This is a genomic window from Streptomyces sp. Y309, from assembly GCF_056712025.1.
Genome location: NZ_CM160048.1, coordinates 1,085,101 through 1,098,752, shown reverse-complemented (window position 1 = coordinate 1,098,752; position 13,652 = coordinate 1,085,101). Strand labels below are relative to the sequence as shown.

At 72.3% G+C, this 13,652-nt stretch carries 9 protein-coding genes and 1 pseudogene; 9 read left to right on the top strand and 1 reads right to left on the bottom strand.

What is annotated here, in order from left to right; all coding sequences use genetic code 11:
* Positions 1 to 49 precede the first annotated feature (49 nt).
* From AC0KTA_RS03925 to AC0KTA_RS03910, 4 genes are all read left to right on the top strand, one after another.
* Positions 50 to 2,389: a GH92 family glycosyl hydrolase gene (locus AC0KTA_RS03925; RefSeq protein WP_481053679.1), complete on the top strand. Its 2,340-nt coding sequence runs from the start codon at positions 50 to 52 to the stop codon at positions 2,387 to 2,389.
* A 180-nt stretch (positions 2,390 to 2,569) separates the two neighbouring features.
* Positions 2,570 to 3,964 carry a wax ester/triacylglycerol synthase family O-acyltransferase gene (locus AC0KTA_RS03920; RefSeq protein ID WP_481053678.1) on the top strand — a complete coding sequence of 465 codons (1,395 nt, stop codon included), beginning with the start codon at positions 2,570 to 2,572 and terminating at the stop codon, positions 3,962 to 3,964.
* A 74-nt stretch (positions 3,965 to 4,038) separates the two neighbouring features.
* Positions 4,039 to 5,526: an SDR family NAD(P)-dependent oxidoreductase gene (locus AC0KTA_RS03915; protein WP_481053677.1), complete on the top strand. Its 1,488-nt coding sequence runs from the start codon at positions 4,039 to 4,041 to the stop codon at positions 5,524 to 5,526.
* 248 nt (positions 5,527 to 5,774) lie between these two features.
* The gene (locus AC0KTA_RS03910) at positions 5,775 to 5,948 is read left to right on the top strand and encodes a hypothetical protein (protein WP_481053676.1); all 174 of its coding nucleotides are present in this window, start codon (positions 5,775 to 5,777) and stop codon (positions 5,946 to 5,948) included.
* Positions 5,949 to 6,092: 144 nt separating this feature from the next.
* Here the strand turns inward: AC0KTA_RS03910 and AC0KTA_RS03905 are convergent.
* A pseudogene (locus AC0KTA_RS03905) lies at positions 6,093 to 6,260 on the bottom strand (MFS transporter); the annotation flags it as partial.
* Between the two features lie 149 nt (positions 6,261 to 6,409).
* On the opposite strand from AC0KTA_RS03905, the gene AC0KTA_RS03900 reads away from it, so the two are divergent.
* The 5 genes from AC0KTA_RS03900 (at position 6,410) to AC0KTA_RS03880 (ending at position 13,650) form a co-directional block, all read left to right on the top strand.
* The gene (locus tag AC0KTA_RS03900) at positions 6,410 to 7,240 is read left to right on the top strand and encodes an ArsR/SmtB family transcription factor (RefSeq protein WP_481053675.1); all 831 of its coding nucleotides are present in this window, start codon (positions 6,410 to 6,412) and stop codon (positions 7,238 to 7,240) included.
* A complete protein-coding gene (locus tag AC0KTA_RS03895) occupies positions 7,233 to 8,645 on the top strand; it encodes an MFS transporter (RefSeq protein WP_481053674.1) in 1,413 nt (470 codons plus the stop codon). Before AC0KTA_RS03900 ends, AC0KTA_RS03895 begins: the two co-directional genes overlap by 8 nt.
* Entirely contained in the window at positions 8,645 to 9,277 is a 633-nt protein-coding gene (locus AC0KTA_RS03890; protein WP_481053673.1) for a histidine phosphatase family protein, read from the top strand. Before AC0KTA_RS03895 ends, AC0KTA_RS03890 begins: the two co-directional genes overlap by 1 nt.
* An 87-nt stretch (positions 9,278 to 9,364) precedes the next feature.
* On the top strand, positions 9,365 to 11,782 hold the full coding sequence (locus tag AC0KTA_RS03885; RefSeq protein WP_481053672.1) for an alpha-L-fucosidase: 2,418 nt from the start codon (positions 9,365 to 9,367) through the stop codon (positions 11,780 to 11,782).
* Positions 11,770 to 13,650, top strand: a complete 1,881-nt coding sequence (locus tag AC0KTA_RS03880; RefSeq protein WP_481053671.1) for a family 20 glycosylhydrolase — start codon at positions 11,770 to 11,772, stop codon at positions 13,648 to 13,650. The genes AC0KTA_RS03885 and AC0KTA_RS03880 overlap by 13 nt, the downstream gene beginning before the upstream one ends.
* Positions 13,651 to 13,652: the final 2 nt, after the last annotated feature.

Below are 13,652 nucleotides of genomic sequence, written 5' to 3'. Positions count from 1 at the left end.
CGATGCAGTGACAACGTTGTCCAAGGAGTCCAAGGAGGCGTTCCCACCCATGAGATGGAACCGACGGCTGCGCGGCGCGGGGACGGTGGCCGTGGCGGCCGCGCTCCTCGGCGGGGTCCTCGCCGTCCCGCCGGCCCAGGCCGCGCCGGCCGGGGAGCGGCTGACCGACCTGGTCAACCCGTTCATCGGCACCGAGAACGAGGGCAACACCTACCCGGGCGCCGCGGTGCCCTTCGGCATGGTGCAGCTCTCGCCCGACACCGGCCACAACACCGGGTACGACCACTCCGACACACACATCCGCGGCTTCTCCGCCGTGCATCTGTCCGGCGTGGGCTGCGGGCTCGGCGGGGACCTGCCGGTCCTGCCGACGACGGGGAACGTGACGGAGACGGACTACGCCAAGTACGCGGCGGAGTTCAGCCACGACACCGAGAAGGCGCGCCCCGGCTATTACAAAGTCGGCCTGAAGTCCGGCGTCGACGCCGAGCTGACCGCGACCGAGCGCACCGGCGTGCAGCGCTACACCTTCCCGGCCACGGACAAGGCCAACGTCCTCATCAACGCGGGCCAGTCGCTGCACAAGTCGGTCCGCACCGAGGTCGAGATCCTCGACCGCCGCACCGTCCGCACAAAGATCACCGGCAGCGGCTTCTGCCAGGACACCAAGCCGTACACCCTCTACACCGTCACCCGCTTCGACCGTCCCTTCGCCTCGTCCGGCACCTGGAAGGGCGGGACCGTCACCGCGGGCTCCAAGAAGTCCTCGGCCGACGCCGAGCGCAACGGCGCGTACGTCCGCTTCGACACGGCGAAGGACCGCACCGTCGAGGCGACGACCGCGCTCTCGTACGTCGACGCCAGGGGCGCGGCGCTCAACCTCCGTGCGGAGGGCGGCCGTTCCTTCGACCGCGTCGAGCGCGCGGCGCGGGCGAAGTGGGAGGACCGGCTGGACGACGTACGGGCCCGGGGCGGCGGCGAGACGCTGCGGCGCACCTTCTACTCGTCCCTCTACCGCTCGTTCCTCGCGCCGAACATTGGCAGCGACGTGGACGGCCGCTACACCGGCTGGGACCAGCAGACCCACCGCGCGAAGGGCTTCACCTACTACCAGAACTGGTCCCTGTGGGACACCTATCGCACCCAGGCCCAGCTCCTCGCGCTGCTCGCGCCGCGCGAGTCCCGCGACATGGCGATGTCCGTCCTCAGGATCGACGCCGAGAGCGGCTGGCTGCCCAAGTGGGGTTACGGCACCGTCGAGACGAACATCATGACCGGCGACCCGGTCACGCCGTTCCTCACCAACGCCTACCAGCAGGGCCTGTTGAAGGGCTACGAGGAGGACGCGTACCGCGCGCTGAAGAAGAACGCCGACGGGGTGCCGCCGGCCGACTCGGCGCCGGTGGGCCGGGAGGCCAACAAGGAGTACATTGCGGAGGGTTTCGCGCCGTACGTCAAGGGCCGCCCGCACGCCAAGCCGGGCGACTCCGACTACGACCACGGCGCGTCGGCCACGCTGGAGTACGCCCTGTCGGACGCGATGCTCGGGCAGATGGCGCGCGAGCTGGGACATGAGGAGGACGCCGCCCGATACGCGGCTCGTGCGCAGAACTACCGGAAGATCTTCGACAGTTCGACCGGGTTCTTCCGGGCCCGGGACAAGGCCGGCGCGTTCACGGGACCGGCCGATCCGGCCAAGAGCGAGGGCTTCCACGAGGGCACGTCCTGGCAGTACCAGTGGCTGGTGCCGCAGGACCTGCCGGGCATGGTGGACCTCATCGGCGGCAAGCAGGCCACGAACGACCGCCTCGACTCCTTCTTTGCCTACGAACAGCTCCTGAAGGACCCGGCGAAGACCGCACGCGAGGTATGGGTCAACGGCCCCTACGACTACTACAACGCGGACAAGTACAACCCCCAGAACGAGCCCGACCTGATCGCCCCGTACACGTACCTGTCCACCGGGCAGCCGTGGAAGTCGACCGACGTGGTGCACGCCGCGCTCACGCTCTTCACGGACACCCCGACCGGCATGACCGGCAACGACGACCTCGGCACCATGTCCGCCTGGAACGTGCTTTCGTCCATCGGGATCTTCCCGGTGCAGCCGGGCACGGACGCCTGGGGCCTGTCGACGCCCGTCTTCGAGCGCGTCGACCTCGCCCTGGACCGCCGCTACTACCCGCGCGGCCGGTTCACGGTGAAGGCGCCCGGTACGTCGCCGGAGCGGCGGTACGTGCGGTCGGTGAGCGCCGACGGCGCGGACTACGGCCAGACGTATCTGCGCACCGGTGACATCCGGGGGCTGCGGGAGCTGTCGTTCACCGTGGGGGAGAAGCCCTCGCGCTGGGGTACGTCGGCGGAGGCGGCGCCGCCCGTGGTGAGGTGACCACAGGCGTCCCGCGAGGCCCGCTCTTCCCCGGGAGGTTCCAGGAGTTCCGAGAGTTTCCGGGAAGGGCGGGCCTTAATCTGTTGTTAACTGTGCGTAGCTAGATCGTACTTGACCGTAATTGCGAGAGGGTGATTGGCTGCTGGCTCCCGTTGCAGACTGCCGACGCGAGAGCGAGCCATGACCTCAGAGAGCTCAGACCTGCTCGCCCCTCTCGATCTCGCCTTCTGGAGCATCGAGTCCGCCGAACACCCCATGCATCTGGGGGCGCTCGGCGTCTTCGCGGCCGACTCGCCGTCCGCCGCGGCGCACGCCGCCGATCTGCTCGCCGCCCGCGCGGCGGGTGTGCCGGGTATGCGCATGCGCATACGTGACGTGCTGCTGCCTCCCGGCGGCGCCGCGCGGCGGCCCGCGCCCGGCTTCGACCCGCTCGACCACGTGCACCTCGCCCCGCCCGCCGCGGATTTCCACGCCGCGGCGGGCGCGCTCATGCAGCGGCCGCTCGACCGGGACCGGCCGCCGTGGGAGGCGCACGTCCTGCCCGCCGAGGACGGGACGTCGTTCGCCGTCCTGTTCAAGTTCCACCACGCCCTCGCCGACGGGCTGCGGGCGCTGACGCTGGCCGCGGCCGTCATGGACCCCACGGAGCTGCCGCCCGCGCGCGAACCCCGCTCCGCCGCCGTCCCGCCCTGGTGGCGCGCCCTCGACCCGCGCCGACTGCCCGGCCGGGTCGCCACCACCGTCCGGTCCACGGTCGCCGACGTCGGGCAGGCCCTGGACATCGGCGCCTCCGTGGCGCGGGCGAACTGGGGCGTGCGGTCCTGCGACGCCCTCACCTCCCGGGCCACCGGGAGCCGCCGCACCGCGGGCGTCGCGCTGGACCTGGACGACGTGCACCGCGTGCGCAAGACGGCCGGAGGCACCGTCAACGACGTCCTGATCGCCGTGGTCGCCGGGGCGCTGCGGCGCTGGCTCGACGAGCGGGGCGACGGCAGCGACGGCGTCGCCCCGCGCGCCCTCGTGCCCGTCTCGCGCCGCCGCCCCCGCGCGGCCCACCCGCAGGGCAACCGCCTCTCCGGCTATCTGGTCCGGCTGCCCGTCGACGACGCCGACCCGCTCGCCCGGCTCCGCGCCGTGCGCCGTGCCATGGACCGCAACAAGGACGGCGGACCCACGCGCGGCGCCGGCGCCGTCGCGCTGCTCGCCGACCACGTGCCGCCGCTCGGCCACCGCGTCGGCGGCCCCGCCGTCGCGCACGCCGCCCGGCTGCTCTTCGACATCCTCGTGACCAGCGTGCCGCTGCCCGGCCTCGGCCTGCGCCTGGCCGGCCACCCGCTCACGGAGGTGTACCCCTTCGCCCCGCTGGCCCGCGGGCAGGCGCTCGCGGTCGCCGTCTCGACGTACCGCGGCCGGGTCCACTACGGCCTGGTCGCGGACGCCGCCGCGGTGCCGGACCTGGACCTCCTCGCGCGGTGCGTGCGCGCCGAACTGGCCGCTCTGGTGGCGGCCTGCGAGGAGAGGCCGCGGGTGGCGGGCGACCGTTCGGGTTTGGTACCGGGCGCCCGGGCTACGTAAAGTTCCGCTTTTGGAGCTTCCGCGGTCACCCCAGACGAGCCGCGGCACGAGTGCGGTGAGGAACGACAGCGGCGATGACCGTGACAGAGGACAGCCAGGAAGGCGCCGTTTCGTACGGACCGGGCATCGACCCCGAGCGGCTCGCCGTCTGCCTCAGCGTGCTCGACGAGCTGGACAAGCTCGACGTCGACCACCCCGACGCGGTCACCGTGCGCCGCGCCACCGCCGGGATCTACCGGACCGTGAAGCAGCGTCGCCGACAGGAGCGCAGGGCCGCCAAGACCGCCCACGACAAGGCGGTCACCGAGGCCACGGCCACCGGCTCCGCCCAGCGCATCGACGACGAGACGGAGGGCATCCTGCCGCAGTCGGCGACGGCCAAGGGCGAGATCGCGGGGATACTCCAGCGCCCGCGCTCCTGCTACACCTGCAAGGCGCGGTACGTCGAGGTCGACTACTTCTACCACCAGCTCTGCCAGGACTGCGCCGCCGAGAACCGCGCACGGCGGGACGCGCGCGCCGACCTCACCGGCAAGCGCGCGCTGCTCACCGGCGGCCGCGCCAAGATCGGCATGTACATCGCGCTGCGCCTCCTTCGCGACGGCGCGCACACCACCATCACGACGCGTTTCCCCAAGGACGCCATCCGCCGCTTCAAGGCCATGGACGACTCGGCGGACTGGATCCACCGCCTGGAGGTCGTCGGCATCGACCTGCGCGACCCCGCGCAGGTGGTGGGCCTGGCCGAGCAGGTCGCCGGGCAGGGCCCGCTGGACATCCTCATCAACAACGCGACGCAGACCGTGCGCCGCCTGCCCTCCGCCTACGCCGCGCTCGTCGAGGGCGAGAGCGCCCCGCTGCCCGCCGGGGAACTGCCCGCCCACCACGTCATCGGCGCCTTCAACTCGGGCGCGGTGGACGGTCTGACCGCGCTGCCCGTCGGCGTCAGCGGCCTGGACGCGCAGAAGGTCGCCGATCTCGCCCTGGTCGCGGGCCACGCCAGCATCGAGCGGCACCGCGACGGCAGCGCCATCGACGCGGGCGGCCTGGTGCCGGACGTGGTGGACAGCAACACCTGGGTGCAGACCATCGAGCAGATCTCCCCGGTGGAACTGCTCGAGACCCAGCTGTGCAACTACACGGCGCCGTTCATCCTCATCAGCCACCTGCGGCCGATGATGGCCGACGCCGCGAAGAAGGCGGCGAGCGGCCGCGCCTACGTCGTCAACGTCTCGGCGATGGAGGGCGTCTTCGGCCGTGGCTACAAGGGTGCGGGTCACCCGAACACGAATGCCGCCAAGGCCGCGATGAACATGGTGACGCGGACCAGCGCCCAGGAGATGTTCCAGACCGACGGCATCCTCATGACCTCGGTCGACACCGGCTGGATCACCGATGAGCGCCCCCACTTCGACAAGCTACGCCTGGCCGAGGAGGGCTTCCACGCCCCGCTCGACCTCGTCGACGGCGCGGCCCGCGTGTACGACCCGGTCGTGCGCGGCGAGGTGGGCGAGGACCTGTACGGGGTGTTCCTCAAGGACTACAAGCCCGGCAAATGGTGACGACTCCGTAGCAGGGATGTCCGGATTACTCCCCTTGGGGGAGCGCCATCGAGCAGAGCCGCGCTCATTTGGTTAACCTAGTGCGAACGGACGGCCACAAGGCGCACACCGGCGCCCCTCCACCGTCCTGGGACAGGCTGCGACCAACGGCCGCGATCCCGCCAGGACACGGCGCCACCGCGACCGAGCAGACAGCGCGAGCAAGCGCAGCCATTGTTCTTTCGTTTCGCGACACGAAGGAGTGCGCGGTGACACCAGATCTGACCCAGCAGGAGAAGCGGTCGGCCGAGCGGGGCGGGGAGCGGGCCGGTCGGCCCCAGAAGCTCCGCAACCTGGAGGCCTGGGCCAAGGCGGCACCTATCCGGCTCGCCGGATACGAGGACGACCTCGCGGAGCCGCACATCCTCCCCAGTATCGACTGACCCCCTGCACGCGTGCGCCCTGCGCCCCCCGCCGTGATCCCGCGGCGGGGGGCGTGGCATGCGCGGGGCACACCGCTCTCCGAGCGGTCTGACACAGGTCAGGAACCCCTGAGCCGTGTTCCTTGATCCTTCTCGGTGGCGACCGGCGAGGGCGGTGACGAGCGCGGTGGCGCTGCCCGCATGGACGATCTCGCCGACGGTGCAGACCACGGTGACCACCAGCACCGTGTTGGCCACGAAGACGGCCGCCGACCACACCGGGGACGCGTGCAACTGCGTCACCAGGACCAGGGGGAGCGCGATCGGCGGCACGGTCGATACGTCCGCCACACCCTCAATCTGCCCGACCTGACGGCGCTGGGGACCGACCTGCTGGCGGCCGTGCTGCGCTGACTAAGTTTCCCAAAGAAATTCTGCAAAAATACTTTTGCGAAGTCCTGTCGTCGTCCTACGCTCGCCGTATGGCAGACGAAGAACGCCCGTCGACCGGACGCCGGCGGAAGCTCGACCCCGAGCGGGAGCCCGCCGCCGTCAAGGCCCTCACGCACCCGCTGCGCATCCGGCTGCTCGGCCTGCTGCGCATGGACGGGCCCGCCACCGCGAGCGAGCTCGCGGCCAGGACGGGCGAGTCGTCCGCCTCCACCAGCTACCACCTGCGGGTCCTCGCGAAGTACGCCTTCGTCGCCGAGGCGGAGCACCGCGACGGACGCGAGCGCCGCTGGCGCGCGGTGCACGCGGTGACCACCTGGGACCACTCGGCGATGGACGCCGCACCGGTCGGCCGCGACTTCGCGGGCATCATGGCCCGGCGCCAGATCGAGCACCTCGGGGCGTCCCTGGCGCGGTACGAGTCGGACGTCGCCGCAGGACGGCTCGGGCGCGAGTGGCTCGACCACTCCGGGATCGCGGACCTGATGCCGCGCCTGACGCCCGAGTCCCTTGCCGAGCTCCAGCAGGCGTACGAGGACAAGCTGGAGGAACTCGCGGCCCGCGACGCGGAGGATCCACGGGCCGAGCAGGTGATGGTGTTCTTCGCCAGGCTGCCGGTCGCGGGGCGTGTGGCGGCGGACGGCCCTGCGCGGGAGGGCACTCCTGCGGACGGGAACGGCCCGGCGGCAGCGAACGGCCCGGCGGCAGCGAACGAATCGGCGGCAGCCAACGGCCCCGCGAAGGCCGACGCCTCCGGAGGAGCGGATGCCTCCGGCGGGCCGGACGCCCCCGGACGAGCCGACGCCTCCGCGGGAGCGGCCGCCCCCGTCCCCAGACGTCTGTCGGGCTACACCCATGACTGACCCCCTGGCCCCGCGCACCGCGCGGCGGCGCTACGTCGTCGTCTGTGCGCTGTTCTGGCTGCCACTCGGCCTGGCCCTCGCCCCGATGGTGACGCTCCTGACCGAGCGCGGGCTCGCCCTCGCCGCCGTCGCCGGGTGCATCGCCGCGCACTCCCTCACCGCCGCCGCCCTCGAACTGCCCACCGGGGGACTGTCCGACGTGCTCGGGCGCCGCGCCGTCCTGGCCGCCGCCGGGGTCTTCGACCTCGTCGCGCTGGTCATGCACGCGCTCGGCACCACCGCGTGGGTGCTGGTCCTCGCCATGGCCCTGAAGGGCGCCGGGCGCGCCCTGTCCAGCGGCCCTGCCGAGGCCTGGTACGTCGACACGGTGCACGCGAGCGCGGGCCCCGACGCCGAACTGCGCACCGGCCTCGCGCGCGGCGGCGCCGCGACCTCGGCGGCGCTCGCGGCCGGGGTGCTGATCGGCGGCGCCCTGCCCTGGCTCCTCGGCCTCGGCCCCGACGTCGGCGGCCGGCTGCGCGAGGCCACGTCCGGGCTCGTGCTCCCGCTGTCCGTGCCCGCGCTGCTCGGCGCGGCGGTCGAGGTCGCCTTCCTCGTGTACGTCCTAACCGCGCTGCCCGAGCCGCCCCGGCCGCGCGCCACCCTGCGCGGAGTGCTGCGCGGCGTTCCCGCCACCGTCGTCGCCGGTGTGCGCCTCGGTGGCCGGGACGCGCTGGTGCGGCGGATCATCCTGAGCGCGGCGGCCGCGGGCAGCGCGCTGATCACCGTGGAAGTCCTCACGCCCGGTCGGGCCGTCGACCTGACGGGCGCGCCGGAGTCCGGGGCGGTGCTCTTCGCGGGGCTCGCCTGCGCCGGATTCCTCTGCTCGATGGCGGGCAGCCACCTCGCGCCGCCGCTCGCCCGGTGCGCGGGCGGCAGCGCACGGGCCGTCCTCGTCGGCCTGGGCGCCGCGGCCGCCGGCCTGCTGCTGCTCGGCGGCACGGCGGTGACGGGCCTGGCGTCGGCCCCGGCCCCGGTGGCTCTCGCCGTCGTCGGCTACGCGCTCGTGTACGTCGGGCTCGGCGCCGCGGGACCGAGCGAGAACGACCTCCTGCACCGGCGCGTGGGCAGCGCGGGCCGGGCCACCGCCCTGTCCGTGCAGTCCCTCGCCCTCCAACTGGTCGGCGCGGGAACGGGATTGGTCGTCGGCCACCTCCCGGCGGGCCCGCCGCGCTGGCTGCTCGGCGGCACCGTCCTGCTCGCGGGCGCCCTGCTGTGGGTGCGCCGCCGCACCGCGACCGTGGCGGGGGAGGCAGAAGTGCCGCCGCAGGCGTCATCCACGTCGAGTACCGGCACCCGGACCACTGGCACCCCGAGCACCGGATCGCGTACCGAAGCGAGCACGCCGAGGAAAGGCAGCCCCTGATGCGCACCCTCCACGTCATCACCCACCCGGAGGCGACCCACCACGTCGAGAAGGTCGTCGGCGGCTGGCACGACTCGGACCTCACACCGGCCGGAAGGGACGCCGCGGGCGCCATCGCCCGGGCGCTGCGGGCCGGCATACCCGACGGCGCCGACGTCGAGCTGGTCTCCTCGGACCTGCGCCGCGCCGCGCAGACGGCCGACGCGGTGGGCGAACTCCTCGGTGTGGAACCGATCCTGGACCGACGGCTGCGGGAGAAGTCCTACGGCGAGGCGGAGGGCCGCCCGCAGGAGTGGCTGGACCGGCGGTTCGTCCCGCCGCCGGCCGACGGGGACCGGATGGGACACCGCGAGGGCGTGCCGGGCGCCGAGACCCGGGCGGAGTGCGCCCGCCGCGTCTACGCGGCCATGGACGAACTGCTGCGCCGCCCGCGCGAGCACCAGATCATCGTGACGCACGGGTTCGCCCTGACGTTCGTGGTGGCGGCCTGGATCAAGATGCCCTACGAGTCGGTGGGCTCCGTCAGCTTCCCCGCGCCCTCCGGCAGCATCACCCTGCTGCGCGAGGACGACTTCTTCCACAACCGCCAGGTCGTCGCCGTAGGAGACACCCGCCACCTCACCGCCACTTAATTCATCCGATGGATAAGGGAAGTTGGTCACCTCCCGTCGTGTCCGGAGCATTGACATGGTTCCCTCACGCTTCAATCATCGGACCTCATGACCGAGCTTCCTGAACTTGCCAGGCGTCACGCACTCGGAGTCATCGGAGCCACGGCCGGCGCGGCCGCCGCAGCCGCCCTCGTCCCGTCGTCCCCGGCGACGGCGGCCCCCGCAGTCCCCGCAGTCCCCCCAGCCCCTTCGTCCGACCTCTCGGAACAGCGCGACCCCGACCGCGCGGACGACGGCTGGGGCACGGTCCCCGCTCCCGTCCCCGTCGCCCTGGAGCGGTGGTTCGACAACGACGGCATCGACACGGCGACGGCCCGCGGCGGCGACTTCGACGGCTCGGGCCACACCTTCCCCGGCGAGGAACTGCCCGCGGGCCGCGTGGAAGTCGACGGTGTGCCCTACCGGTTCCCGTCCTCCGCCGCCGGGGCCAAGAACAACGTCGTCGCCCTCGGCCAGCGCGTCGACCTCCCCAAGGGCCGCTACCTCTCCGCCCTCTTCCTGACGGCGGCCAGCTACGGCAACGCCGGAGGGCCGGTCACCGCGCACTACGCGGACGGCTCCACGTCGAAGGCCACGCTCGGCGGCGCCGACTGGTACGCGGGCGGCGGCGCCCTGTCGGCCACGTACCGGATCAGGCCGGACGGCACGAAGGACGAGCACGCCGTCTCGATCGGCACCTCCGAGGTGTGGCTGGACCCGCGCCGCGAGGCCGTCGCGCTCACCCTGCCCACCACGCACCCCGCCGAGGTGAACAAGCCGTCCCTGCACGTCTTCGCGCTGTCCCTGCAACCCGCCGCCAAGGGGCGGGCGTTGGTGCTGCGTGACGCGCACTCCACCGTGTCGCTCCTGGAGTCGAGCGGCGCGCAGAGCGTCGAGGCGACCGTCGTCAACGCGGGCACGCTCCCCGTGCTCGCCGCCGACCGGCTCGCCGTCCGCGTCGACGTGGACGGCGCCCGCACGGTCGCGCCCGAGCCCGTCACCCGCCTCGACCCGGGCGAGCAGGCCCGCGTGCGCGTCGGCATCCGCAACCGCACAGGGGTGAAGCCGGGCACCCGGCGCGAGGGCGACATCGTCGTCGCCGGGCGCGGCGGGCAGGCCGCCGAGGCCCGCAGACCGCTCACCCTCGGCGTGCCCGACTACCGCCCCACCGCCGACTCCCTCGCCGCCCACCAGGCCCCGTACTGGTTCCACGGCGCGAAGTTCGGGATCTTCATCCACTGGGGCGTGTACTCGGTCCCGGCCTGGGCGCCCGTCGGCAAGCAGTACGCCGAGTGGTACTGGCGCCACCTCCAAGACAAGAACAACGCCACTCACGCCTACCACCGCGACACCTACGGCGAGGACTTCGCGTACGACGACTTCATCCCGATGTTCAGGGCGGAGAAGTTCGACCCGCGCGCGTGGGTGGAGCTGTTCCGGGACGCGGGCGCCCGCTACCACGTGCTCACCTCCAAGCACCACGAGGGCTTCGCGCTGTGGGACACCAAGGTCAGCGACCGCAACTCGGTGAAGATGGGCCCGAAGCGGGACCTCGTGAAGGAACTGTTCGACGCCTCCCGCCGGCACACGCCCGAACTGCACCGCGCCCTGTACTTCTCCATGCCCGAGTGGTTCAACCCGGACCAGCCGTGGAAGGGCGAGCTGTGGCCGCCCCGCAATCCGTACACCCTCGAACCCGTCCCGTACACGGGATACGTCTCCGGCAAGGACTACGTGAAGGGCTACCAGGCAGCGCAGCTGCGGGAGTTGATCCACGGCTACGACCCCGAGATGCTGTGGTGCGACATCGGCGGCCCCAACGACAGCCTCACCGTCCTCGCCGACTACTTCAACCACGGCAAGAACCGCCCGCGGCCCCGAGAGGTCGCCGTCAACAACCGCTCGGGCATCTCCTTCCACGACTTCACGACGCCCGAGTACGAGACGTACGAGAACACGGTCGTCGCCAAGTGGGAGTCCAGCCGGGGCCTCGACCCGTTCTCGTACGGCTACAACAAGGCCACGCCCGACGACCGCTACATGACCACCGAGGAGGTCGTGCACAGCCTCGTCGACATCGTCTCCAAGAACGGCAACTTCCTCCTCGACATCGGCCCGCGCGCCGACGGCACCATCCCGGAGATCATGCAGACCCGGCTGCGCGAGACCGGCCGGTGGCTGAAGACCAACGGCGAGGCGATCTACGACACCACGTACTGGTCACGGATGGCGCAGCTCGGCGAGGACCTGCGCTTCACCGTCCGCCAGAACGAGGCGTTCTACATCCACTCGCTCGCCGAGCCGGGCGCGCGGCTCACCGTCGGGGCGCCCGTGCCGATCAGGCCCGGCGACAAGGTGACCATGCTCGGCCACGGCCGGCCGCTGACGTGGCGGACGACGGGCGGCTCCCTGGTGATCGACGTGCCCCGGGCGGCGCGCGCGGCCGGGCGGCACGTGTGGGTGTTCAAGGTGGAGTGGAGCCGGTGACGGCCCGCGGCCGGTGGCGCCGGCTGACCGGTGTCGCGGCGGCGCTCCTCCTGCTCGCGGCCCCCGCCCCGGCCGCCGCGTCGGAGCAGGACGCACGCCCGAGCCCGCCCCGCACACTTCCGGCGCTCACCAACTGGACGCCGGAGGACGGGAGTTACGTGTACGAGGACGGGGTGCGGCTTGTCGCGCGGGACGCCGCGGCCCGGCGCGTCGCGGGCACCCTCGCGGACGACCTGCGGGCGGCGGGGCACGGGAAGGTACCCGTCACGTCCGGTGCCGCGCGCCCCGGCGACGTACTGATCGACGTCGAGAAGCGGCGGACGACGCTGGGCACCGAAGGGTACGAACTGCGCGCGGGCGAACGCCTGGAGATCACCGGAGCCACCGAGGCGGGCGCCTTCTACGGCACGCGCACCCTCCTCCAGCTCCTCGCGCAGGGCGACCGGATCCCGGCGGGCCGCACCGTCGACGTGCCGCAGTACAAGGAGCGCGGCGTCGGCGTCTGCGCCTGCTACATCAACATCTCCGTGCCCTGGCTGGAGAACCTGATCCGCGACATGGCGTACCGCAAACAGAACCAGCTCCTGCTGGAGCTGAAGGTGAAGCGCGAACGCCACCCCGAGGCCAACTCCTGGGGCTACTACGCCAAGCGCGACATCCGCCGCCTGGTCGCCCTCGCCGCCAAGTACCACATCACCGTCATCCCGGAGATCAACTCCCCGGGCCACATGGACCCCTGGCTGGAACACCGCCCCGACCTGCAACTCACCGACACCGACGGCAAGAAGCAGCCCTCGCGCCTGGACATCACCAAGGACGAGGCCTTCGCCTACTACACGAGCCTCGTCGACGAGTACGCGGATGTGTTCCCCGCGAAGTCCTGGCACATGGGCGCCGACGAGTACATGCTCGGCTCCGACTTCGCGAAGTACCCGCACATCCTCGACTACGCCCGCCGCAAGTACGGCGAACGGGCCACGCCACAGGACGCGTTCATCGACTTCGTGAACCGCGTCGAGGTGTACGCGACGGGCAAGGGCAAGCGGCTGCGCATCTGGAACGACGGCCTGACCGGCGACAACACCGTGCCCGTGGCGGCCGGGACGACGGTCGAGCACTGGCTCGCGGTGCGCACGAAACCGAGCGAACTCATCGCGCGGGGGCACCCGTTGATGAACGCCGCGTACGCGCTGTACCTGGTGCGCGGCGGCTTCCACAGCGACACGCGCAAGCTGTACGAGCAGCGCTGGGACCCGCGCGTCTTCGAGGGCGAGACACTCACCTCGCGCGCGGGCGTCACGGGCGCCAAGATCAGCCTCTGGCCCGACAACGGCCGCGGCGAGACGGAGAACGAGGTCGCGGCGTCGATGCGGCTGCCCCTGAGCCATGTGGCGCAGGTGACGTGGGGCAGCCCGCACCCGGACGCGACGTACGCCGACTTCACGGCCCGCGACACGGCCGTGGGCCACGCCCCCGGGTGGCGCGACCTGACGAAGCCGCCGGTCGCCGACGGCACGTACACCCTCCGCGACGCCGCGGGCGGTGTGCCGCCCGCCGACTACGAGATCCGCCGCACCCCGGACGGCTACGTCACCCTGAAGTCGGCCCGCACCGGCGCCTGCCTGGAGACGCGCGAAGGCAAGCTCACTCTCAACGTGCGGCTGGAACCCGGGAGTTCGGTCACCCAGGAGACGTGCGACCCGAAGAACACGCTCCAGCGCTGGCAGCTCACGCCGGTGCGCGGCGGCCACCGCCTGACGAACGCGATCACGCGCATGGCGGCGCACGTGACGGACGACGGGCGCCTCGTGCAGTACCCGACGGACCAACAACGCCCGGCGACCTGGCAGTTGACGCCCACCCAGTGAAG